18 protein-coding genes are annotated in these 24,903 nt (G+C 50.7%); 2 read left to right on the top strand and 16 right to left on the bottom strand.

Translation table 11 applies throughout. From position 1 onward, the window contains the following. The first annotated feature begins 17 nt into the window (after positions 1-17). Positions 18-317 carry a hypothetical protein gene (locus EJQ19_RS15875; protein WP_206438432.1) on the top strand — a complete coding sequence of 100 codons (300 nt, stop codon included), beginning with the start codon at positions 18-20 and terminating at the stop codon, positions 315-317. A gap of 74 nt (positions 318-391) precedes the next feature. Here EJQ19_RS15875 and EJQ19_RS15870 read toward each other — a convergent pair whose 3' ends face one another. After that, the gene (locus EJQ19_RS15870) at positions 392-1,879 is read right to left on the bottom strand and encodes a tagaturonate epimerase family protein (RefSeq protein WP_126142216.1); all 1,488 of its coding nucleotides are present in this window, start codon (positions 1,877-1,879) and stop codon (positions 392-394) included. A 180-nt stretch (positions 1,880-2,059) separates the two neighbouring features. Here EJQ19_RS15870 and EJQ19_RS15865 point away from each other — a divergent pair, with 180 nt between their 5' ends. Continuing rightward, the gene (locus tag EJQ19_RS15865; protein ID WP_126142215.1) at positions 2,060-2,914 is read left to right on the top strand and encodes an AraC family transcriptional regulator; all 855 of its coding nucleotides are present in this window, start codon (positions 2,060-2,062) and stop codon (positions 2,912-2,914) included. A 10-nt stretch (positions 2,915-2,924) separates the two neighbouring features. Here EJQ19_RS15865 and EJQ19_RS15860 read toward each other — a convergent pair whose 3' ends face one another. The 15 genes from EJQ19_RS15860 to EJQ19_RS15790 all read right to left on the bottom strand — a co-directional run bounded on the left by EJQ19_RS15860 (position 2,925) and on the right by EJQ19_RS15790 (position 24,884). Further along, positions 2,925-6,461: a carbohydrate-binding protein gene (locus tag EJQ19_RS15860; protein ID WP_164716577.1), complete on the bottom strand. Its 3,537-nt coding sequence runs from the start codon at positions 6,459-6,461 to the stop codon at positions 2,925-2,927. A 98-nt stretch (positions 6,462-6,559) separates the two neighbouring features. Next, positions 6,560-8,158 (bottom strand): extracellular solute-binding protein, encoded by a 1,599-nt coding sequence (locus tag EJQ19_RS15855; RefSeq protein WP_126142213.1) that lies wholly within the window; start codon positions 8,156-8,158, stop codon positions 6,560-6,562. 71 nt (positions 8,159-8,229) lie between these two features. Further along, positions 8,230-9,099, bottom strand: a complete 870-nt coding sequence (locus EJQ19_RS15850) for a carbohydrate ABC transporter permease (RefSeq protein WP_164716576.1) — start codon at positions 9,097-9,099, stop codon at positions 8,230-8,232. A gap of 67 nt (positions 9,100-9,166) precedes the next feature. Next, on the bottom strand, positions 9,167-10,093 hold the full coding sequence (locus EJQ19_RS15845; protein WP_126142211.1) for an ABC transporter permease: 927 nt from the start codon (positions 10,091-10,093) through the stop codon (positions 9,167-9,169). 154 nt (positions 10,094-10,247) lie between these two features. Next, on the bottom strand, positions 10,248-11,903 hold the full coding sequence (locus tag EJQ19_RS15840; RefSeq protein WP_126142210.1) for an extracellular solute-binding protein: 1,656 nt from the start codon (positions 11,901-11,903) through the stop codon (positions 10,248-10,250). 37 nt (positions 11,904-11,940) lie between these two features. Then, on the bottom strand, positions 11,941-13,473 hold the full coding sequence (locus tag EJQ19_RS15835) for a response regulator transcription factor (RefSeq protein ID WP_164716575.1): 1,533 nt from the start codon (positions 13,471-13,473) through the stop codon (positions 11,941-11,943). Continuing rightward, positions 13,454-15,295, bottom strand: a complete 1,842-nt coding sequence (locus EJQ19_RS15830) for a sensor histidine kinase (RefSeq protein ID WP_126142208.1) — start codon at positions 15,293-15,295, stop codon at positions 13,454-13,456. The genes EJQ19_RS15835 and EJQ19_RS15830 overlap by 20 nt, the downstream gene beginning before the upstream one ends. Before the next feature lie 244 nt (positions 15,296-15,539). Next, a complete protein-coding gene (locus EJQ19_RS15825; protein WP_277600949.1) occupies positions 15,540-16,424 on the bottom strand; it encodes a 5'-3' exonuclease in 885 nt (294 codons plus the stop codon). A 158-nt stretch (positions 16,425-16,582) separates the two neighbouring features. Continuing rightward, a complete protein-coding gene (gene ssuE, locus EJQ19_RS15820; RefSeq protein WP_126142207.1) occupies positions 16,583-17,128 on the bottom strand; it encodes an NADPH-dependent FMN reductase in 546 nt (181 codons plus the stop codon). 25 nt (positions 17,129-17,153) lie between these two features. Then, positions 17,154-20,435: a phospholipid carrier-dependent glycosyltransferase gene (locus tag EJQ19_RS15815; protein WP_241242931.1), complete on the bottom strand. Its 3,282-nt coding sequence runs from the start codon at positions 20,433-20,435 to the stop codon at positions 17,154-17,156. An 89-nt stretch (positions 20,436-20,524) separates the two neighbouring features. Next, positions 20,525-20,752 (bottom strand): DUF7667 family protein, encoded by a 228-nt coding sequence (locus EJQ19_RS15810; protein ID WP_126142206.1) that lies wholly within the window; start codon positions 20,750-20,752, stop codon positions 20,525-20,527. Positions 20,753-20,897: 145 nt separating this feature from the next. After that, entirely contained in the window at positions 20,898-21,086 is a 189-nt protein-coding gene (locus tag EJQ19_RS15805; protein ID WP_126142205.1) for a hypothetical protein, read from the bottom strand. 197 nt (positions 21,087-21,283) lie between these two features. Further along, entirely contained in the window at positions 21,284-22,459 is a 1,176-nt protein-coding gene (locus EJQ19_RS15800; protein ID WP_126142204.1) for a DNA sulfur modification protein DndB, read from the bottom strand. Then, a complete protein-coding gene (locus tag EJQ19_RS15795) occupies positions 22,459-23,613 on the bottom strand; it encodes a DNA sulfur modification protein DndB (protein ID WP_126142203.1) in 1,155 nt (384 codons plus the stop codon). Before EJQ19_RS15795 ends, EJQ19_RS15800 begins: the two co-directional genes overlap by 1 nt. A gap of 92 nt (positions 23,614-23,705) precedes the next feature. Beyond that, positions 23,706-24,884: an aminotransferase class I/II-fold pyridoxal phosphate-dependent enzyme gene (locus EJQ19_RS15790; protein ID WP_126142202.1), complete on the bottom strand. Its 1,179-nt coding sequence runs from the start codon at positions 24,882-24,884 to the stop codon at positions 23,706-23,708. Between the last annotated feature and the right edge of the window lie 19 nt (positions 24,885-24,903).

Below are 24,903 nucleotides of genomic sequence, written 5' to 3'. Positions count from 1 at the left end.
ACGAAGGAGGCTTAGCTATGCGCAAAGAGAAACGCGCTCATCTCCCCGATCTCCCAGGCTATATTTCGGAAGACCGCTTACCTTACACCGATTTCAAATCGGTCGAATCGCAGCGCAACAACTTGATTCCGGAAGAGTTTCCGGAAGGCCCCTATGGGACGAGCATTGCCTATGAAACACTGGGCAAAAGCACGCCGTGGCGGGAAGAGCAGCATTGGACAAGAGCTTACTCTTACGAAAATCAAGAGCTGCACAAAGATATTCCGCGCGGGTACCCGGGCGAAGACGATACGCTGCAGTCCGAAGAGGACCTGTAGCGATACAGCCGTTCAAGACAAAGACGCTCCCAACCCCTATCGGATTGGAAGCGTCTTTGTCTTTGAAAGCTGAATTACTTGCCAAGCAGCTCCAAGTGGCGGCCGATGTGCGCACGCAAGCCTGCGGCGAACACGTCCTCTTGCTCCGCCAACGTTTGGAAGAACTCATCTGCGAATGTGAAGCTGCCGTCTGCGTTTTTCGCTTGCAGCAGCAAGCCGTACGTGATGTGCAGAAGTTGACGCGCATTGTTCTCGTTCATGTATTCCGGAAGCTGTGCGTCCGACACTTCGCTCAGCGGAGCAATCGCGCTCAGATCGGTCGTGACGTGGTAGTAAGCCGTCGCTTCTTCAAAATGATCCAGCGCGTACTGATGCATGCGGCGGTACAGGTCCGGGTTCACTTGCGCCACAACGCGCACGGCTTCAAGCCAGTTCGTGCCGGCTGTTTTGATGTGGAACAGACCGTTCGTATATTGACCGATCAGCGGGAACACGCTGAACTTGTCGCTGCCGGAGTGAATGCTGAGTTTGTAGCCAAAATGAACCGCAATCGCCGCATGGCTCGCCAGCTCGCGCTCAAACTGCGCGATGTCGCCGATGTAGTCGATACCTTTTTGGAATTCGCCGCAGAATCGTGGCGCCATCGAGAAAATGCGGACGCCGCGCGCTTGCAGCTCGTTCGCCACCAAGTAGTGGGCCTCAGGCGAAGTCGGCGTTGCCGTTTCGTCGATCGAGATCTCGAAGTCGACTTCGCGATCCAAGCTCTCGATATAGCGGCGGTAGATCGCTTCCATAAAGTTGATCGCCGCGTCATAGATCAGCACGTCTTTCTTCAGCGCGAGCGCGGTGTAGTTCAGCGATGCGCCAGGCACGTTCGGCGCGGTCGCCAGGTAGCGCTCTTCGTAACGGCTGCGCAATTCCGCAGGCAGCGCTGCGTATTTGGCATCCACTTCCGCTTCGCTAAGTGGATCAATCGTATTATCGATGTACTCCGAGCAATCGAGCGTCAGCATTGTAAAGCCGAGGCGCAGCGCGTACTCGATGTCTGCTTCTTTTTTCAAGTGGTCGCCGTCGGCGCCGTACCCATCTTTGTAGCCTTCCTGCAGCACGGCGTAAGCCGCTGCATCCAGCACATCTTCATACGTGCGGCCTGTCAGGGCCAGCTCGCGGATACTTTGCTGCGCAAGCACCGGACGGATGTCCTTGCCGCGAAGCGTCTGGATGTGGCCGGGGCTGGCAATGCCCAGACGGTCGCCAAGACCCATTGTCGCAACTTTTGTGCCAAAAGCTTGCGGCGCTGTGTATGGCAGGAAGCGGTTCAGCGTCAAACGATTCGCGTGGGACAGCGGAGCCACTTTCGAGCCAGCCGCCGTTTCTTCGCCTTGCAGTTGATCGAATAACTCGCCTTCGCCAACCAGGATCAACTTTTTCCCTTCCGGTGTGCGTGCGATTGCAAGGGTAGTGCCCCCTACAGTTGTCAGCGAGGCCGGGTAAACTTTAATGCCATCGGCTTTGAAATCCGCGACATTTCCAGAACGAACAGCTTCGATAAGTTGCAGCATGTTTTATTTTCCTCCTCAAAGGTCATAAGCGTTTACTCAATACGTGTATAGGCTTATCATATCGCAAGCGAAGAAAGTTTTCTCATCATATCCTCCTATATTTGCACAAAACTATTCATATTTTGCACTCACATATGCTAGGATGAGAAGATCAATCAATTGTGAAGGAGCGTTCCTGCCATGTCCGGCACAATTACGTACGGCAACGAAAATGAGGGGCCTTTTTACATACAGCATATTCACCGCACCGGTTCGTTCGAGCGGACCCAGCATATGCACGATATGTTCGAGCTGTACTATTTATACGAAGGGGAGCGGATGTATTTTATCCGCGACCGCTCTTATCTTATTTTGCCCGGCGATCTCGTCCTGATAAATCAGCGCGACCTCCACGCCACCTCCGACTCGGAAAAATTGGGGCACGCGCGCGTTGTCATCAACTTCGCGGAAAGTTTAATCGCGCCTACTGTGAACGAAGCGCCTTTTCTACTGCAAGCCTTCACCCACGCTTCACCGGTTTTGCGACTGGATCTCCCTGCTCGTCGCGCCGTGGAAGGTATCTTGGACAAGCTGCTGCACGAAGCGAAGGATGAGATGCTCGGACAGGATTTCGCCATTCGCCATTATTTGACCGAGCTGCTTCTGTTTACCGCCCGCTTCGTGCAGACGCAGCCCGTCGCTTCGCCCGAGCATGTCTCCCCGCTGCACCGCAAAATTTCAACCATCGTTCGGCATATCAACACGTACTTTGACAGCCCGCTGCGACTGGAAGAGCTTGCCGAGCATTTTGACATCTCCCCCGCCTATTTAAGCCGAATGTTCAAGGAAATTACCGGCTTCTCTTTCGTCGAATACTTGAACATCGTCCGTGTCCAAGAAGCGCAGCGTCTACTAGTCACTACGAAGCTCAAGGTCATCGAAGTCTCCGAACTCGCAGGATTCGGCTCCCTGGTGCAATTCGGCCGCGTCTTCCGGCAGTTGACGGGGATGACGCCTCTGCGGTATCGGCAACAGGCTGAACGTTTGCAGCATTAATCAGCTTTAATCAATTCATTCTTGTCAATACCAACGTGTCGAATGCCAACGTATAAGCGCTGCTGCTTGGATCTTTTCCTGTAATCTGAAACTTGAACTGCTTGGTGCCCGATGAACTGAACGTCACCTCTCCCAATCCAACTACTTCGTAGCCTTGCACGCTTTGGGCAAGATCTAGCGGATTGCCTTGAACAAGCCCGTCGATATAAAGCTGGGCTGTTCCTCTATCAGGATGCTTTTTGACCCTTGCGCTTATGGAGTACGTCCCTGCGTCCGGAACTGGAACTGCATATTGAACCCAATCACCCACGCCATTAAAACCTGCGAAGCTGAGTGCACCTCCGCTGGCAGACGCATCGTTGGCCAGCGTAAACGAATCTCCGGCTGAAACTGACGTACTAAGACTTTCAACCTCGTATTGAAGCGGCTGCTTGGTCAATGAGATATAGTCTGTCGCCAGCGTGTAGGCATTGCTGCTCGCATTCTTACCCGTCACTTGGAATTTAAACGGCTTGTTCCCCGGTGAACTGAACGTGACATTGCCCAAATCGACGACAGCATAACCTTGCGTGCTCTGATATTCATCAATCGGCACACCTTGTGGAGCTCCATCGATGTATAATTGAGCCGTTCCTCGGCTGGGGTGCTTTTTAACCTGCACTTTGACGTTATAGGTTCCAGATGCCGGTACATTGACCGCGAACTGCACCCAGTCGCCAACAGCGGACGCGCCAGAGTAAGCCAGGGCCTTATTGCTTGCTGCAGAATCGGAGCCTATTGTTAAAGAACCACCTGCGGAAACGGTTGTGGCCAGACTCTCCGCCTCGAATTTAACGGGCTCTGGAACCGCAGGCGGTAAAATGACATCGGGCGATTGGTACGTCAGCCGAATGTAGTCGGTCGCAAGTCCGTAACCGGAACTTGCGGTATTTTTACCCGTGATCTGGAATTGGAATACCTTATTCCCTGCGGAGTTAAACGTGACCGCTCCCAAATCCAACTCCACGTACCCTTGGTTTGCAGCGTACTCGTCGATTGGAGTACTCTGAGCGATCCCGTCGATGTAAAGCTGAGCGATGCCACGGCTTGGATGCTTTTTAACCTGAATCTTCACATTGTAGGTGCCCGCTGACGGAACATTGAGTGTATACTTCAACCAGTCGCCCACTGAATCGAATCCGCCGTAACTTAGCGAACCTCCGCTGGCGGCTGAATCGTTCCCCAGTGCGTAGCTGTCTCCACTTGAAACTGCGGTAGTCAACGTTTCCGCCTCATATTTGGTACCAGATTCCATCGTTATGCTGCCTGTTCCATTTGCGCCGATCGTTACGCTGCCAGTCACCGTTTTGTGTGCCGTCCTATCATAAACAATGATATTGCCTGTTGTATTTGCAGTGCCAGTGACATTCACTGTCAGGTTGGACGAACCAGGATTTTGCGTGTATGACGTAATTTTCTCGTCCGCATACAGGACTTGCATACCGGCTCCGTTGTCTTCTTGGATCCACAAAGCCTTGCCCCTCGAGGTGTTCTCAGCCAAATTAACGCTAAACCCCGGTGACTTCAGCTGGGCCCCTGTAAATCTTCCTTTGTATTTGTACGTGGAGGTGCCATTGTCATCCATTGTAATATCTTCAACAAGATAGGTTTTATTGCTGTCCAACCATCGCATATTTAGGGTCACATCGTTAGCGACTCCCGTTTCTCCCGCTGCTGTCGCAATCACGAGCGCCTTGCTTTTATCGTCGGGCATATACATCCAAGCAAAAGGACCGGATGTATCGAAGTTCGGACCTGCATAAATCGGCCTCGTCGTTTGATCAGTCAGTGCTTTAATCCGCGGATTTTTTCGCCAATCATTGAACTTCTTGAGCAAATCCATGCCCGACGCGCTCCAAGTTCCGGGATCGGTATTGAACTTAATCACCCTTGCCAGCATCAGGGAGTAGTAATCCTCCATCTTACCTGTCGGAGAACCGCCATAGTACACGGAATTCATAGGCAAGTAACCGAAGCTGTACATGGCGATTTTCATTTTATCATCGACGTCGCCTTTGGATGAGACAAAGCCGTTGTCAGCGATATGAAGCAAGCCAATGTTCCGATCCCCTTGAGTCGGGTACAGATCCACTTCACTCGTTAATTTGCCGAGAAAATCTGGATGGCGTGAGACGAGATCATTCAAGTAATTTCGGACGAGCACGTTCTTCCGGTACACGCTGTCGCTTGGATGCGATGTTGAGGTCGCAGAGGGATTGGGCCAAAATTCCGTTAAATCAATCATCTGATGAGACAAATGGTACTGCGGAATCATGAAATCTTCGACTTGGCTCCTTTTGAATTCGATATTGGCCGGATCAGCCAAATCCCTACCCAGGTTGTGGTTGTCGCCTGTCATGCTGAACCATAGTCCGAATCGCATCCCTTGCGATACAATATAATCCGTCAAGGAGGGGAGATTCGTTGTAAAACTGCTGACCGGCGTTGTCGTATCTCTAGTCGTATTCCATAAATCATCCAGCATGATCATATCCATGCCCGACTGCACCGCTTTCGGAATTACGGTATTCCGGTAATAGGCATCCGTTCGTTTGCCAAGCCAATCCCAATCATTCGTCGTAGCCACGGACGTGACATCATGATATTTGTATCTTTTACGGAAGTGCTCTTCCATCGCCATCTTTCCGTCCAGAACGTCCCCTTTGAAAACGGTCATATCCACAGAAATGTACTCAAATTCTTCGCCCGGAAACAGAACCAACTGCACAGCTTCGGCATTCGTGGATACTTTAACGTTGGAAATGCCGCTCCACACATTCACATTCGCAAAAGGAAGACGGTTGGGGGCTCCTTCGGTTTTCCAGTTCATCTCCGGTTGTATGACCCAGCCGTCCCCCGTATTATAATTGACGACGGCATTACGGCCTTCATTCGGCGCAAGTGAGCCTGTCGTACTATACCACGTCATATTAGGAGCATAGTGGATGGTATGAGGATCATTCGGAAAGTTGAGCGCAATGATATCCGAATTTGTAATGGTTTTTTCGGAAGATGCGTTGTTTTTAATAAAATTGCTATATTTAAGTCCGGCACGGTCGTTGTAGATTTCAAATTTCAGCGTTACCGTGAGGTTCTGCGGCGTACTTCGGGTGATCGGAATCTGCACTAGCTTGCCCCACGTTGTCCCAAACTTGGAGATGTCCGTAATCGTACTGGTACCTAACGTCCATCCGCCGTCATTGGCATAGAGATCGCTGCCTCCATAGTTATAATAAAATAAATAATTTTCCCCGCTCCCCGTCAAATATTCTTTGCCCGCTTCTTTGTTGTAGAAGCTGGTCATCTGGATACTGCCGTTTGAAAAAGAGATTACGGCCCGCAGCACATCGTTTTCAAGCGTCCACGTATTTCCCGATTTGGTTGCCAGCGATGCGGCTGCTTCTGCCGTCTGGACGCCTAGCTGCCTAGCGACTGGCATCCAGCTGGACACTAGCGATATAAAGATCAAAACGCTCAACAGCAAGCTTATCTTTCTTATTTTCATCATGTACACGACCTTTCTCTTTGTAATAAAGCGCTTACAAATCCGCTTGTAGAAAATAACATGCACTCCCTCCCCGAACGAATCGGGAAGGGAGGATATCATTATTTACCTACTTTGTTCATGTAGTCAACGTACTCCTTCTCAGCATCAGCCGTTGCCGGATACCATTCTTTATCAAGGAAGTCTTGGAACTGCTGCAGCGAAATCGCACCTGTGATGTATTTCATCTCCTGATCGTCCTTCTTCTTCACGAGATCCGGAATCGCGTTGTTCAGGTTCAAAATTTTCGGTGACCGCACTGCTGGAATATTGATCACTTTCATTTGTTTGAGCGCATCATCGGATTGCGTCTTGTACTTGGCGAGCCGCTCTTCCGTATCCGCTCCTTCAATGGTAGCCGCACTGCCGTCAATCGCGTTGGCGATCGTCATGTATGTGCTCGTAAGTGTTGCCAGCTTAGCCGACTGATCCGCCGTACGGACGATTTTCTTCGTCGCCGCATCATAACTGTCGTATGTCTGACCTTTTACGCCGATTTGAAACAAGGTATTCGCTTCTGTTGTGTTGCCCCAATCCAGGAACTTCAGAACCGCGTCTACATTTTTGGTGGACTTGGGAATCATCCAGCCTCCCCACGTTGCAGGTACGACCCAGTCGGACGCTACACCTTGGCTATCCTTAAGAACAGCATGGTACGTTAACTTTTTATCCGACTCCTTATCTTTGGACAGATTGGCCATAACCGCATACTGGTGCCCGTAAATAATCCCGACTTTGCCCTGATTCTGCTTCTCTTGGTCAACATAGATTTTGTTGATCAGAAACTCGGGATCGATCAGTTTTTCGTCGTTCAATTGTTTCAGATACGTCAGATAAGGAATGTATCCGGACATTTTCTCGCGAATTTTATATGTGCCATCCTTATCCTTGGCCCCGTTTACAATTGGAAGACTGAATGCGGATGCAAGGAAGTTCGATGCGTTCCATATGGAATTGTTGCCAAGCGTCGGGTTCGAGAAGCTGACACAATACGTATCGGCTTTGCCGTTGCCGTCAGGGTCATTCTTAGCAAACGCCTTGCAGACGTTCGTGAATTCTTCCAGTGTCGTCGGGGCTTTTAATTGAAGCTTATCGAGCCATTGCTGGTTAATCAGGTAGCCCCAGTGATTGACAACATTCGGTCGCGGAATAATATACGTCTTGCCATCGTTCACCGACTTGACGCCGTCCCACATTTCCTTCGTAATGTTTTTCATCAGATTCGGATATTTGGCGATTTGGTCGTCAAGCGGCGTGAGCAGGCCATTCTTCGCCCACGTTTCCATATTGGTGTCGGCGCCGCCCCAGTTATAGACTAGATCGGGCAGATCGCCGGAAGCCATTAAAACCTGCAGCTTATCCACATAGTTGTTGATCGGAGGCGCTTCGATGGAAAGTTTGACATTCGCGAGCTTCTCCGCTTCAGTCACAATCGGATTGTTCTCCAGAACGATGCCTGCATTAACACGGTTAAACATTTTAATCGTAACAGGCGCCGCCGGTTTTGACGTTGCCCCTGTGCCAGTCCCGGAACTCGCATTTGGCGAAGAAGAACCTGATGCATTCCCCGAATTCCCGTCTCCACAAGCTGTTGCAAGAGGGACGATCAATGTGAGCGTTACTGCTGTCATTGCCGCACGTCGAGCCATCTTTTTCTTCATATTTGCACTCCCCTTAGAATTGGTTGTATTACAACTGCCCGATTAGGCAGACGTAAACGAGTGAATCGTAGTCAGCCTTTAATCGAACCGACTAATAAGCCCTTCATGAAAAACCGCTGCAGAAACGGATAGACGGTAATAATCGGCAGCGTGGCGAAGATGATGATCGCCATCTTAATGGTAAATACGGTGACACCGGATCCTGTATCCATGATGTCCTTCGCGATGCCGCCATCATCGACCACCATGTCACGCAATATGAGCATGAGCGGCCATAAGTCCCTTTTGGATGTATAGATGATCGCGGAGAAGAACGTGTTCCATTGGGTTACGGCATGAAAAATAACGAATGTGGCGATCGCCGGCTTGGAGAGCGGCACGATAATTCTAGCTAGAATCGTAATTTCATTGGCTCCATCGATCTTGGCTGATTCCTCCAGGCTCGTGGGAATTTCAGCGATAAAGTTTTTCATCAAAATCAGGTTATAGGCACCTAGTACACCCGGTAAAATCATACTCCATAGCGTGTTGTATAGATGCAACGTCTTGACAAGGAAGAAGTTTGGAATAAGTCCACCGTTAAAAAACATCGTGAAGGTGATAAACATTAACACGGTATTGCGGCCCTTCAGATCTTTCTTGGACAACGGGTACGCCGATATGAGCAGCAAAACAATATTCAATGCTACGCCAATGACAGTGATGAGGAGGGTATTTCTGTACCCTGACCACATGAGCGGCATTTGGAGAATTTGCTTATATGCGCCGAATTCCAGATGGCTCGGAATCAATTTCAGCGGATTGTCGAGGTACTCCGAATACGGCATGACCGACAAGGAAGCGACGTAAAAAAAAGGAAACAAGCAAGCTAGAGAAAACAAGGTAATAAATGTATAGTTGACCCCGTCAAACAGCTTGTCTCCGATCGATCTGATTTTCAATGCAATTACCCCTTTCTGGCGGATTCCTGCAGACTACCAACATGCCTGCAGACGGCATCAGCCTCTTTTACCAAATACCGTCTTCTTTCATCAGCTTGGCGATTTTGTTGCCGATTAGCAGGAAAATCAGACCGATGACAGATGTAAATAGTCCAACTGTGGTGCCGAAAGAAAACCTGCCGCCTAGAATACCGACGCGATACGCATAAGTTTCAAACACTTCGGAAACGCCCAGATTCATCGGATTTTGCAAGACAAAAATTTGTTCAAATCCGTTGCCCATCATTTGACCGAGCCGCAGGATGAACAGCACGATGATCGTCGATTTAATGCCCGGCAATGTAATCGACCACAGCTTCTGTCTGCGATTCGCTCCATCGATACTGGCGGCCTCGTACAGTTCCGAGTTAATGCCTGCAATCGTGGCCAGATAAATAATGCTTCCCCAGCCGGACTCTTTCCAAATGTTGCTTAGCACAACAATGGGTCTGAAATAATTTTCATCTGCCAGGAAGAAGATAGGCTCCATCCCCAGCTTCGCCAAGACAATATTGACGATTCCCCATGTCGGTGAAAGGAAATTGACAAGAATGCCCCCTATAACGACCCATGAGATGAAATGAGGCAGATAGATCAGTGTCTGGGCCGCTCTTTGATAAGCGAGGCTTCGAATCTCATTCAGAAACAGCGCCAGCAGGATCGGAAACGGGAATCCGAAGACAAGCCGCAAGAAGCTTAAATAGAGCGAATTCCAGAACACTTTGTAAAAATCGCTGAGTCCGAACATGTACCTGAAGTTGTCCCATCCAACCCAGGGGCTGCCCAGAATGCCTTTAGAGAAGTTAAAGTCCTTAAAAGCCATCAGGATGCCGTACATTGGAACATAGTTGAAAATTAAAAAATAGAGGACGCAGGGGGCTAACAGTATGTATAAATATTTGTTCCGATTCACATAACGAAGCCCCTGCTTCCAGCTTGACTGCCTTGCTCCCATCGCATTCACCTCTTGTTCTTGTTGCTTGATCTTAGTTTACGTTTTTCTATCAGAACGAACATCTAAGAACTTTGGAGAAATGGATACGATTTTTGGAAGTCGGACATTCTTCGATAAAAAAAAGCCCCGAACTTGGGGGCTTTCTCCTTCTGAATTAATTCGCGTTCTGTGCAGCACGCTGTTCCTGGAAGATACGGTAAATATCCTCTGTCAGGATGATTTTCGACTTGTCAGTGGCGTAGAACTTCCGGTACCACTCATCCACTTTTTCACCTCCGGCCGACTCCCATGCAGCAACTGCATCCTGCCTAGCCTGCATCGGTGAGTATCCCGGCGTTAGGACAGCCTTTATCCAGATGTCCCCTTCCATCGAGCCAACGTGCCTCGTCATATCCGTTAGGATCTGCTGAAGCTCCTTCGGCGGTTGGGGCATCTGCTCCGAATGCGTCGGACCGGCTGTCTGCAAATTGAAATCTACATTCAGAGAGTTTCGTTCGAACATCTCCTTGACGCGCTTTTGCAGCGGATCGTCATTGCTTAATTTCCTCGTGCCATAATAACAGTTGCCTGCAAGGATTGGCGAAGCTAGCATCGCAAAGTCGCCAGAGGCATAGTTGAATTCTGTTCTCCATTTCATCAGATCCGTTACTTGCGGGCAGACGCCGGCTTCCGATTTGCTATGAATGCCTTCAAAGCCGTAGTACATCGTTTTCATAAATCGTTCCGAGGAAGCGAAGTCGACATACTTCATGACGGCCTCCGGATCTTTGGCCTTGGCATTCACAACCCCCGTCATTTGAACCGGATTCACAAAAATGGGGTTGAATCGTCCGACCGGCGTCTCCGGATACGGCATGATGGCTAGATCCGCTTCCGGCACATTTTTTAACAAGGGCATGTAAAAATCGGTTAAGAAAGTGACGGGAACGTTAAACTGTTCCATGAAGATACCTGTCTTGCCATTTAGGAAATCATACTTCGCCCTTGACCCCGTCTTGTCCGTAAAATAGCTTCTGTCCACAATTCCTTCCTCGTACAGCCTTTTCTTAAACGCCGTGACCGCCTCAATATGATCCCAGCCGTGAACAAGCTCACCATTCTTGACGACATAATCAGGGTAAGTCACACCAAACATCTCATCCAGGATGGCTCCGGAATTGTAGGACATCGCGATGCCGTATGTATCTTTCTTGCCGTTCCCGTCCGGGTCCCGTTCAGCGAACGCTTTAGCTACGAGATAGAGCTCATCCGTCGTCTTCGGTATATTCAACCCGAGTTTTTGAAGCCAGTCCTTCCGGATAAAGACGCCGCGCTGCGGAATCGTCTCGTTAATACGGCCAAACTGGTACAACTGACCGTCGGCGCCGGTTCCTACTCTTTTCAAAATCGGATATTTACGCAGCAGCTCTTTGTATTCGGTACTATAAGCTTTAATCATGCCCTCTATCGGCTGAATCAGCTTTCGGTCAATCAGTGTGTTTTTGACTTGCGGTGCATATTCCAAAATCAAATCCGGCGCTTTCTCAGCAGCAAATAAGGTATTGAGCCCCTGTTCCGATTGGGTGCGTGACACCGGAATAAATTTGACATCGACAGGGCCAGCCTCGTTGATCCATCTCGTCATGATGTTGTTATCGACGGTCCCCTCACTGGCTGGGGTAATACCTCGGTCATAAATGCTTACGGTAATGCTCCCCCGCTTGGCCGCACCCTGTGAAGGCACTGGCAACCGGCCGTCGCCCGCCCCACATCCAGCACTTGCCACAGCAAGCAATACAAGTAACGCTGCGGATCTGCATCCTTTGATCATCCAGACGCCTCTTTTCCTGAAGACTTGTTCGCCTCAGTCATATCTGATTTTGTTTCCGGAACTCCTTTGGGGAGAGCCCTGTACACTGTCTGAACAATTTAGCAAAGTAATTGGGCAGGTCATACCCAATTGCACCTGAAATTTCTGTAATGTTCATATCGGTGTTTGCGAGCAATTGCTTCGCCTTCTCCATGCGCATCTCAAGAAGATACTGAACAAAGCTGAAGCCGGTCTCTTTCTTGAACACATGGCTAAAATAGGTTGCGTTCAAATGTACCTGAGCGGCTACCTGCTGCAGCGACAGCGATTCGGTATATCGCTCCTGCATATAGCGAACTGCTCGTGAAATGGCGCCGGCACTATGTCTGTTCTGCCACGCTTGAAAAGCGGTCCAAAACCGCTCCAGTTCTTCCTTCATCCATGCCCCGGCTTCATCCTTCCCATGGCAATCGTGCAGCTTGCTGATCCGATCCGTCAAGGAAAGCGAGTCCGACTCCTGTCCAAATTGCTTGCGCATCGTATCCTGCAGCGCAAAGCTAAGCGATAAGGCTTCGATCCGCCAAGCTTCCTCATTGATGCTGCTAATTTCTAACGCATGCTGTTCCAAATACGATTTCATGGCGTCAATTTGCCCGGAAGAAAAGAATGCAGCCAGTTGAGCACTAATCAGTTGCTGTCTGGCCCGATTAATTGCCAAAGCCGCTTCTTGTCCATTCGCCTTATCTACGGAAATTGACGCTTTCATCTTCTCCAGTAATGACTCGTAGACATCCGGCAGCTGTGTCCACTCTCCAACAAGGTCGGAACATGCCGCGCTCATCGGCAATCCGAGTAATTGCTGCACAGTTCGGCAAGCAGCCTCTACGAATGGCTCCTCGTCTGCAGACGCATCGAACAAGAGAGCGAACCGCCCTGACTCTATGCCCAGCAAGGTTCCCGTGATGCCGAAAATGTCCATCATTTCCCCTATAATGTTCAGTGCTGAGAATTGCAGCAAAGAAACATCCTGCTTTCGGTAGGCGCGATGAACCGGGAAAAAATCCATGATCTGGATCATCAGCAACCGATACGAATCGGGCATGCCCTTCAGCTCTTCCAGCATGCCCAATGCGTAGGGAAAGCGCAGCATAACCGCTCGAAGCGTATTTTCCAAGAGCAATTGCTTGTCACTCGCCGCTTGACGGGCGACAGCCTCTCGCTCCGCAAGCAGCACTTCCACTTTGTGCAGAACATCAAAAATATCTTGCATGCTGCAGGGCTTAACGAGCAGATCCAGTGCACCGCTGCGCAGCGCAGTCTGGGCATAATAAAAATCCTGATACCCCGTAATCACAATAAACTCGATGGAAGGAAAACGGGCCTTCGTTTGTTTAAGGAGCTGGAGTCCGTCCATCGCAGGCATGCGAATATCCGTCATCACCAGATCCGGCTGCAGTTCCGGAATCATCTGCTCCGCAACCTGACCGTTCTCCGCTTCTCCGCAGACGGTCCATCTTGTCCCTGATCCTGCTATCATTTTGGCAAGCCCTTTCCGGAATAAAGGCTCATCCTCAACCAACATGATGCGCATGCTGTGTCTCTCCTTCCTTGCGCAGTTCGAGCTCGAACGGCAGTCTAAGTACAATCCGTGTTCCCTGTTCCAACTGTCGAATGTCCATACCGTACGGCTTCCCATGAACAAGGTGAATACGTCTCATCACATTGCGAATGCCGATGCTTTCCCGCTCTTTCCGGTCGTCCTGTATACTGCGATCATCGTGAAGCTGTGCGATTACTCTGTCCGGCATGCCGCAGCCGTTATCCTCGATTTCAATGCGAAGTTCGCTGTCTACGCGGCTAGCCCGGATTGACAAACGCTTGTCTTCTGACTGATCCGCAAAAGCATGTACAAACACGTTCTCCACCAAAGGCTGCAGCAGCAGCCGCTGCATGCTTCCCTCCAGTATCGCCTCCTCGACCTCGAGGCAGACGGTTAATTCCTCTCCGTAGCGCGCTTCTTGAATCGTCATATAGTTTCGGATCTGCTTAAGTTCTTCCCTTAGCGTACTGGGGGCGGAGATCGTGCCAAGGGAGTATTTCAACAAATCTGACAAACTGGAGACTAACGAGGCCGTCTCGGCATCTTCATATAACAACATGATTTTCCAATATATGGTATTTAAGGCATTATGCAAAAAATGAGGATTGAGCTGCGCCTGCAGCGCTTTTAGTTCCGCTTCCTTCTCGCTTAGTTTGCTGACATAGACTTCTTGGATGAGCGCTTGAATATCTGCAACCATCTTGTTGAAGCTGTCCGCCAGAAATGCGAATTCGTCCTTCGATGTTTTGGGGATGGATTCGCGGAAATTCCCTTCTCTCACCCGCTGCATCGCACGTACTAACTGGTGCAGCGGCCGGAGCATTTTGCCGCTAAAGAACGATACGCTAATAGCCATTAGGGCAACGCTGACAAGCCCGGAGATAAGCGCCAGTTGATATACACTGCGGCCCTTGGCTTTTAGATCTGCCAGCGAGATGCCGCTGGTCAGCGTGAAGGAGCGGGGCTCGTACACGCTTTTGACAAACAAGTAATCGGTATTGCCAATATGCCGAATCAATCGCCCGTCCATGCCAGCTTTCAGCAATTGGGGCTCGTAGCCTTGCGCATTGGCCGCCTCCTTGCTGTACAGCAGTTTCCCATGCTGGTCATACAAGTAGGCCCCCGTCGTTCTTCCCGCCAAAAGCGGTTCCAAGGAGTTGCTGAAGAAGGATTCATCCAAGATCAGTATGATCATGCCATACTCCGTCTGTTGCTTCGTCGATTTCAGCACGCGCGCCGCGACAATCGTGCTTTTGAATCCCGACGGTTCCGATGTATCGGGAATGAGCGTTCGCTGCCAGACGATTTCCGCGGATGATGGATTCATACCGCCTTTAATCTGCGCATAGAAGTCGGGAAATTTAATCTGAATGGATGCGGCCGCCTGACTAAAATAGACATTGTTCCCCTGCTGATCGACGATGTACAGGGCACGGATTTGCGGCGTTTCATTTTTGAGGGGAAGCAGAATGTTGGCCAAGTCGCGCTCCAACATGAAGTTGCGGTAAGCCTCGCTCTCTCCATCTTTGGGAACCGCATTCATTCCCTTTACAATTTCCTCGACCATCGGATGAAAGAAAACAAAGTCGGTCATTCGGTATATATCTTGAATTTTAAACCCGATCTGCTCCATCGTCTGCTCGCTCGTCTGAACGTATTGCCGACTGATTTCGCTTTCGAATAGATTAAGATTAATCCGGTATGAAACGTAACCGGTTACAAGGGAACAAAGGATAATGATGACGGACAAACTTAGGATAAGCTTGACCTTAAAATGCTGATTAATATAATTGATAATCGATCGATGCTTCATGCGGCAGAATAGCCTCCCTGAGCCAACTTGCACGGTGTCCGAACGAAACTTTGGCGACCGCTTTATCAGCGGTTCCTGTAGGTGATTAGAGCGTTGGCTTAGGCCGCCCGATGCCCCTATTCTAGCTGTTTTACCCTGACCAGACAGCTAATTACCCTAGGTAAATGGATAAAATCTTTAGAATTTCGATCGTCATTTGATGAATAAGAAAAACAAGACCCCTTCCAGGATCTTGCTTGTTCATTTAGCCGATTAATTTCATAAGTCCTTTAAATTCCAGTTCTTCAAATTTACTAATGACTTTCTCGCGCTCCATGGCCCAGTTGCAGTCTTCCAGTGCGCAAGCGATCGGCGCATCGAGACGAATCGTGGCGAGATCGCGGGAGAGGTGCAGCATCTCCAGCTCTGCTTCAATTTTGGCGCGCACGCCTTTTGGCAATTGCGCCAGGTTTTCCAGAATGCCGTCGATTGTCTGATACTCGTTCAGCAGCTTAACGGCCGTCTTTTCACCGATTCCCTTCACGCCTGGGTAATTGTCCGCCGTATCGCCCGTAAGTCCCTTCAGATCGATGATCTGCGGCGGCGTCAAGCTCTTTTCCTCCATGAGGGAGTCGAGGTTATACACCATGTAGTTGGAGTGGCCTTTTTTCATAATAATGACTTCCGTGTTCTCATTAACCAGTTGCAGCATGTCGTGATCGCCGGTCAAAATCTGCACCTTCATCGACGCGCTGTAAAGTGTCGCGAGCGTCCCGATGCAATCGTCCGCCTCGTAGCCGCTGACGCCAACGTTAGGAATGTTAAAACTGGCCGTCACTTCCTTGACCAAGTCGAACTGAGGAATCAGTTCCTCCGGCGCAGGCCCCCGGTTCGCTTTGTAAGACTCGAACTTCTCCGTCCGAAATGTGCGGCTCCCCATATCCCAACAGCACGCCACATGCGTAGGCTTGAAGGTCTGAATAGCATCCAGCATGTACCGAAGAAAGCCATAGACGCCGTTCACCGGCACACCGGCACTTGTTCTCATTATGTATCCGCCTGAAGAAGTGGCATAAAAACCGCGGAACAGCAGCGCCATTCCGTCTACAAGCAGCAAGGATTCAGATTTAGTATCAGATTTATCAGACAAACGAATTGCTCCCCTCGTTTAACGGTTCATTTCATGTACACATGATCTCAGTATACCATGCCGCATGCAACCCCGGCATTAACAAATCCCGCCAACCTGACGCCTGGCCAAAAAAGAAACCGCCGCCAGCACCATGTGCCGGAAGCGGTCGTAATCAACTACGAGCGGCTCGTATGCCACTTCACTTCCTGAATAAAATCCTGCACTGCCTTATCCAATCGCTCCGTAATTTCCTTATCGAGAATCGCTTGCCCGCCTTCGCCCCACGTGACCTGCTTATCGAGCACGAAGACGCCTTGTAAAATATTTTGCGCCCCCAGCGCGGACAGCACCGGCTTTAGCGCATAATCAATGGCGAGCAGATGAGACTGTGTGCCGCCGACCGCGATCGGAAGGACGACTTTGCGTTCGAGCCCTTTTTGCGGGAGCAGGTCCAGGAACGCTTTGAGCACACCGGTGTAAGAAGCTTTATACACAGGCGTTGCCACAAGCACCGCATCCGCGCTTGCTACGATGTTGTTCGCGTTCACAATCGCTTCGCTGGCAAAGTTAGCGTACATCAGATCTTCGGCAGGGATGTCCCGTACTTTGATCCAATCGACTTCCAAACCGGCCTGTACGAAGGCGCTGCGGGCAATCTCAATCACACCGTGAATTCTTGAAGTCGGGGTCGGACTGCCGGAAATAATAACGATTTTAGCCATCAACGTTCACACTCCATTTTCATAGTTAGAAGAAATTCCAACCCGGCAGCCAGCGCAGGAAGAATGAATATTTCGCTGGAATCATCATGCCGGACAGAATCGGGTAGAACAGGAAGAACAGCAGCAGCACGCCGCCCAGATAACCGAGCACCCATTGGCGCCGCTTCGGGGGGCCTTCTTCCAGAAACTGCTTAATGTAGAACGTAAGGATGAGAACCAGGAATGGAACCATCGCAAAATAGTGGTAAATAAACGTAAGTCTCGGCACTAGGATCCACGGCAAATATTGTGAGCCGTAGGCGATCAGCAGCAGACGCAGACGCTTATCCTTGTTAATGAACACCATATACAGCGAGAACAGGACAGCGATAAAACCAGGCCACCACACGAGCGGATTGCCGAACGACACGATGCTCGACAGCATGCCTTCAGGCATGAACTTCGCTTGATAATACCAGATCGGCCGCAGCATCATCGGCCATTCCCACCAAGGCGAGGAGAACGGATGCGTAGCGACGAGATCCTTGTGATACTTATACATATGCACCTGGTATGTCACGACATCCTTCAGTCCGTGGCCGGGGCCCGGCACCATCATGAACGGGATGTACGACAAGGTGTAGATGGTCACGGGGATAAGCACAAAGGTCAGCACGCACCAGAGCAAGGTCCAAATCGTCCCAGGCACAAAACGCCGCTTCACATGCTGCAACTGCGCGCTTTCTTCCGGAGAAAGCTCAGCCTCCATCACCGCCTCCAAAGCGGGGATTTCCTCTTCCGTACTCGCCTGCCTCAGCAGCAGCTTTTTCGCAAATCGATACTCTCTGTATCTCTCCCATAACGAGATCGCGAGCAAAACGGCCAGTCCGGCGCCGCCATAGATGACGATCCACTTGGAAGCCGCGCCGATGCCGAAGAACAGCCCGGATAGCCCCAGCGGAATTAACGTCGCCCATAGCCTGTGACGATAAAAACTTCGCGTCGTATAGCGATACATGAAGAAAAACATGAGCATGATGAAGAAGACGCCATACACATCGATCGTTGCAATCCGCGTCTGAGCGAAATGCATGAAATCGAACGTAAATAAAAATGCGGCAATGAGTGCGTATTCCGAACGGCCAAACAGCCGTTTGGCGAATACATACATAATCGGAATCATGCCGACGCCGAACAGCGTGCCGACAATGCGCCAGCCGAACGGGTTGAGCCCGAAGAGATAGATGCCGACGGAGATTAAAATTTTGCCCAAAGGCGGATGCGTGCTCTCATAAGGCTCGATTTTATGCAAATGCTCCCAGGCTGTTCGCGCATGATAAATTTCATCGAAATACGTGCCGTTCATATAGGTCGGACTGTAAGGCACATCCTTCGGCTCGTCGAACAGACTCGCAGGCGCCCCTTCGTCAGCCGGGTTGACATTCAATGCTTGCACCTGCTGAATGTGCAGCGGTGTCGTCTGCCCATCCCCGAAAATGCCGATCTCATGCAGATGCAGCGCCGCCGATTCCTGCGTGTCGATCACCACTTTGATATAGCGGGCCTCTTTCTTCGGCTCCTCCGCGTGCCAAGTGAGCACCTGCGTATGGTCGGACTTCACAGCGATCTGATCCTGCCAATTCTCGCCGTCCTGCGAGAACCAGTAGGAGTAAGCCCCTTCCCCCACACCTGCAAAGCTATTGATACGCGTAATTTGATGCGAGCTGCCCAGGTCCACAACTACGGCTTCTCCGCTCGTTGCAGGCTTCCAGAACGTCTTGGGATCCGTATGCCCGCCAAGGTGGAACAGTGCGATGATCGTGTAGACAACGACCAGTGCGCCTAGATAAAGCCAATCTTTGCGAGTGAACCACCGTCCGCGACCGCGTTCACCGTTTTCTATGCTCCCCTCCTCACCTTGAAAAATTGATTTCCACAGCTTCGTTTCCCGAAAAGAAACAGGACCTGGCTCAGTTTCGTTCGATGAGCGCTGCCCCTCCTGCGAAATATCCTCTAACGAAGCCGCCTGCTCCGCCGATGCGGTCGCAAGCTGTTCCTCCTGTCGATCTTGATCTGATTTCACAAAAAGCCTCCATCCCAACTGACATGCATAGATAAACAGTACCACATTTGCGGCCGACACAGTGAGCATAAGCGGGTCATATCTCGGTATGTGATAGTCTTGATGAAAGCTGCGCAGCAGTACATCTGCAATATTGATAAAATGCGTCGCACTGAAACCGATGAACAGCCACAGAATCCGCTTATCCCGGATATAAATAAAGCTTAGCAAGGCTAGCACAAGACCGTAATGCAGGTAGCGCTCGTGCATTTTCGTCATGCACATGAAGACCGCCGTAATAAACAGGAACGATAGGTACAGCACGGCGCCGCGCCGCTGATACCCCAGCAAATAAATCAGGCAAACGTAGATCATGGCGAGAACCATCAGGACTAGACCGATCCACTGGTAAGGGATATGTAAGAAGGTTTGATTCAAATCGATAAAATTGCCCCCAAGCAGCGCCAGCACGTTAAACGCGTTCAGCGAGCCGTAAGGATAGGACGCCAGCGTTCCGGAGTACAAGCCGACTAACCAGCCATAGCCTCTTCCAATGGCAAAAGGAAGCGAAATGACAGCCATCGTCGCAAGCCCTGTCAGCACGCACAGCAGCCACGTCATCCAATTGCGCTTACGGGCGACGTCGATGAGCAGAAATACGCCGAAGAGCAGCGCCTGCGGTTTGAGGAGCAGCGCCAACGCGATAAAGAAAGACGCATGCTGCAGTTTGCCCCGCTGCTGATAGAGGAGCGTAGCCGAAATAAACAGCATGAAGAACGAATCCACCTGTCCCCAGACGGCAGAATTCGACCAAATGGCAGGGTTAAACAGATAGAGCGCAGCAAGACCCAGCGCCTGCGCCCAACTCCGCATACCGCCCTGCTTGCTGAGCGCCACGCGAACGAGCATCACCGCTGTTGCAATGTCCGCCAGCATGGCAGGCAGCTTCAGTACGAGCAGCGAGCCTGCGCTTTCCCAAGGAATGGCGAGCTTATGATGGAGCATGCCGACGATATAAAGCACGTACATATACCCCGGAGGGTAATCGAGAAAATAATCTTTTGCATTCGTATACAGTCCGTTTAAGCCTACGGTGTAAGCGCGATCAGCCCATGCCAGAAAAGTTCGGACGTCGGTATCATAGCCGATCCAGATCGGAGCCACGAACAAACGAAGCAAGAGCGCCGCCGCCAGCATGACGCCGAACAGCATGATACCGGAAGAGGCAGAGCCCTGTTGTTCCTGTTGCTTATACAAGCTTGCCATGTGACAACTCCTTAGCTTCATATAACTCCCTCTATTATACTCGCCCACACTCTTCCAGAAAAGTAAAGAAAAAAGCACCGACCGTCAGGTCAGTGCTTGGGACCGAGCTTCTCCATCCGCTCGCAGATATCGTGCAGCCACTCATAATCCGCCGTCATGGAGGCGCACAACGATAAATTTTCCAGCTTCAATCGATTCCACACATAAGTCGCGTTCGCTTCCATGCAGAGCATCAACTCGTCATGCTCCGCTTGCGTCAGCTCGCGCCCTCTGCGCAATGTCCACAATTCTGCCATGCGCTGATGAATGGCCAACATGCCTCGTCTGCCCCCCGCCAGTCAATTCGTTCAACTACTAGCAGTATGGACAAAGGAAACGGGAATGAAACCTGCCCGCTCCCCGGCGGCAAAAAAAGAAGGCAAGAGCGCACTCGCTCATTGCCTTCTTTGACCGTTGGTAGGATTAAGGAATGTGGACGACAGCAATTTTTTCGATGTTGATAAAGAAGATTGTGTTGCTGCTAGCCAGAACAACGTTGCCATTTTCAATGCCCAAAAATTTACCCGTGTGGTTAGGCGTCGTGCCTGCATGAACTGTGATCACTGTACCAAGTCCGATTCGAGCCAAAGTCGCATAAACGGAGCAATTCATCTATCATTCCTCCCTTCAACATTTATAGAATATACTATTCTAGTTCGCTAGATTTGCTATAGACGAATGGAGAGTAGAAATGGTATATTTTGAGATTCAATGGGCGGTACCCCCTCCTCGCAGCCATTCTGCTAGAGAACGGCAAAAAACCTCCAAGCTCCTGCCTAAGCAGTTGCTGAAGGTTTTTTCTCGTGACGTTACGCGGAAGTGACTTCCTCGCCGCTCTCCGCGTTATCCGTGCCTTCCAGGAAAAACTGGACGAGCTTGACATGCTTTTTGAGCGACTTCTCATGAATCAGGTTAATCTTGCCGTTATCGAGCGATCCGAAAATGTAAATCAGCTCCTCGTTGTCATGCGACCAGTCGAAGCCGTCCAGAATTTGCAGGCACTTCGTCCACTCCTCGTTGTACTCGCCGTCCGGGAACAGGAAGCGGCTTGCATAGAGCGCGATGCTTTCCTGAATCACACGGTTCGCGGACGTATACTGCGCAAGGCCCGGCTGTTCCGGCATCATCGGCAGGATCGTATTGAAGAACTGATGCAAAATCTCCACATACGTCGATGGATCGTGACGGATTTTGCGCTGCAGCTCGTAGGACGGCTGCATTCTACCCGAGAAGAGCATCGTCGCCGTCGCGTACAGCCAGCTGAAGCACGTAAAGTTTTTGTTGAACGAGGTCAAATTGCTTCTGCGCTCAACGCCGGCCGCTTTCAGATAGACGTTATGGTCAACGACTTGCTGAATGACAAGGTTAAGCGGATCGATCGAGTCGAAAGAGTGCCCGAGCTCTTTGCTTACGAGCTGCACCTTCGAGTTGATGTCTCCGAACAGTTGCTGCTCCTCGTCCTCGGTGAGACCGATATAGATTTGCACGGCGAGCTGCGTTTCCATCAAGTCAAGACGGCGTCCTTCGAGCTGAGAGATCGTCCCCTCGGTTTCTTCCACTTCCTGCTTCACGTCCGCATCGTCCGGGAGTTTACGTTGTTTGATTTTGAGCATCGCCAGCTTCTTCTCGTAACGGCGCACTTCTTTTTGCATCTGGTCGTTCACATAGCCAAGCGCCAAGATCCGGTGCTGGCCATCCAAAATGGAAAGCTTCGAGCCGTGTCTGAGCAGAAACTCATTCGCGCCTTTGGACAGCTGGTTCACTTCGCGCAGCGACAGCGTAACCGGACCGAAGAAGACGTGATCAAGCTCGCGCTCCTGCAGGTACGTGGAGATTTTACGGCGCTGCATATTGCTCAGCTTCCGCTGCACCATCGGATCGATCATCGTGTAGTTAAGCAAATCCTGAACGCGCAAAGCCACGGTGGCAAGACCGAACTTTTCGCAAAAAGGATAAATCGTCATTTTTAGGCGCAATCCTTCCATTAGCCCACGTCCTCCTTCTCTTTATAGCTGTCGCTGTCTCCGATCAGGAACGCATTCTGATCCTGATAGAAGGATTTGATATGGTTAAAAGCTTTCACGATCCGCGTCCGGCGAGGCAAACGGTCCTTCTCTTCGCCAGCGTAAATCGCATTCCAATTGACATGCGGTAAAATTTTCAAAATATGCTCCATCGCATAGCGATTGAAGCTGCCGGTCAGCGTCGCTTCTCCGTGCATGAAGAGCGCCAGCGCGATCTGGATATTTTCCGACCAGACGATTTCACCTTTGGACGGTGCAGGCAAGTAGTTCAGCAAGCCGTTAAAATATTGCCCGGCCAACGTCACCAGCTCCTGTAAATCCTTCTCTTCATAGGTGTAGTTGTTGTTGCGCGCAGCCGATTTCATTCGGCCTTCGAACAAGGCCACAAGAATTTCAATCAGCAAGTGATACGAGAACAAGTACTCCGGCGATTTGCCGCGTTCCGAGAACATGTCGACCGTCAGCTTCTGCATCGCAGGCGCCTTGGCCGCCAATTCCGTCGCCGCCACATGATAAAATCTGCGTTGGTCGCGCAGCACAGCCAGGTTGCCGCCCAGCTTGCGAGGCAGCTTATTGATGTCGGAGAACAATTGGCGCTCCTGACGGGCGTTGATGTCCAGATACGTCATCGTGGAAATCGGGAATGCATAGAGACGGCGGAGCTTTTCCGTAATCTCTTCCATTTTGTCATACTCCCTGCGGTCTTTGGCACGCGCCATTTGACTTTGCAGCGTTTCCATAATGCGTTGGAAAGCGGCCAAACGATGCTGTCCGTCTACGACATAGAGCTTTTCAATCGGCTGCAAACGCAGCGCCTGATGGTCTTCATCGTAATAGCCAGCGCCGCGCGCGGAGAAGATGATGCCTGGAAAATAGATCGGCTGACGCTCTTCCAGGTATAAGTTAATGTAATCGATGAGTTTGGATAAGTTGCGCGGAATGATTGCGCGCTGCACTTCCAAATCTACCTCATAAATCGAGAATAATTTGCTAATCGGCAATGTTGCGGCAATCGTCGCTTGCCCGAACGTCTGTCCCAAATTCCCCGGAATTTCTACGTACGAGGAAGGTTTCTGATCGGCGAGCAGCTCGGATAGGGAAGAAATCGCATCCATAGGCGTACCCCTTTCAATATGTGAAATGATTTTTTTGAACTACCTCTAATTGATTTCTCTCATTCTCCTATTTTTACCAAACTTGCTATATTTCATTCTTTCGTGGCTCGAAGCCATTCCCCGATGCGTCTTGCCGCTTCAAGCAATCTGTCTTCCTCTTGCACAAGGGCGATCCGAACATACCCTTCGCCTTCCGCTCCAAACGCATCTCCCGGAATCACGACAACCCCGGCTTGATACAACATTTCCCGGGAAATTTGTCGAGAGGTCCACCCGGCAGGGATCGGCGCCCAAATAAACATCGTCGCCTTCGGCGGGGGAATCACCCAACCGGCAGCCTGCAAGGCCGAAATAAACAGATTGCGTCTACGCTCATAGATGCCCGAAACGGAATGATCATGTTCCATATCCTCTTCCAAAGCTGCGATACCGGCAGCTTGAATCGCGCCGAATACCCCGTAGTCGATATTCGATTTCAGCGTTCTCAATGCGCCGACAGCGGCGCTGTTCCCCGTCAGGAAAGCGATTCGGCAGCCTGCCATGTTGAAGCTTTTGGATAAAGAATGGAATTCGACGGCAACCTCCTTAGCGCCTTCTATTTCCAAAATGCTTATCGGCTTATAGCCGTCAAACGCCATTTCGGAATAGGCAAGATCATGTACGACAAGCAGGTCGTGCTCTTTGGCATAAGCGACAAGCTTTTCAAAGAAAGCGCGATCTGCAACGGCGGAAAGCGGATTGCTCGGATAGTTGAGCAGGATGAATTTCGCTCTGGCAGCCACTTCAGCCGGAATGTCTTCAAGTTTAGGCAAGTACGCATTGTCAGCACGCAGCGGGATCAGATAAGGTTCTACTCCTGCCAGCGTAAGACTTGCCGCATATATCGGATAACCCGGATCCGGAACGATCGCCATGTCGCCCAGATCGCAGAGAGAAAGCGCCAAGTGAGCAAGCCCATCCTGCGAGCCCATTAATGTTAAAATTTCGGAGGCCGGGTTGAGCTCAACACCGAACCGATGAGCGTACCATTTGGCAACCGCTTCGCGAAATGCGGGGCTTCCTTCCGAAGTCGGATAGCCATAATAGGCAGGATTTTGGACAGCTTCCACCATGGCGCTTACGATGCGCTGCGATGGCGGCAGGTCCGGGCTGCCTATACCTAAATCTATGACGTCAACCCCTTGCTTCATAACCTCGCTCTTCCATTGCGCCACTTCCGAAAAGATGGCGGAGCCAAGCTGGTTAAGCCGGCGTGAACCTGTAATTGTCATCTGTCCATTCTCCATTATG

Source organism: Paenibacillus whitsoniae, from assembly GCF_003955665.1.
Classification (GTDB): Bacteria; Bacillota; Bacilli; order Paenibacillales; family NBRC-103111; genus Paenibacillus_E; species Paenibacillus_E whitsoniae.
The sequence above is the reverse complement of the archived record's forward strand: the minus strand, read 5'-3'. Positions and strand labels throughout refer to the sequence as shown.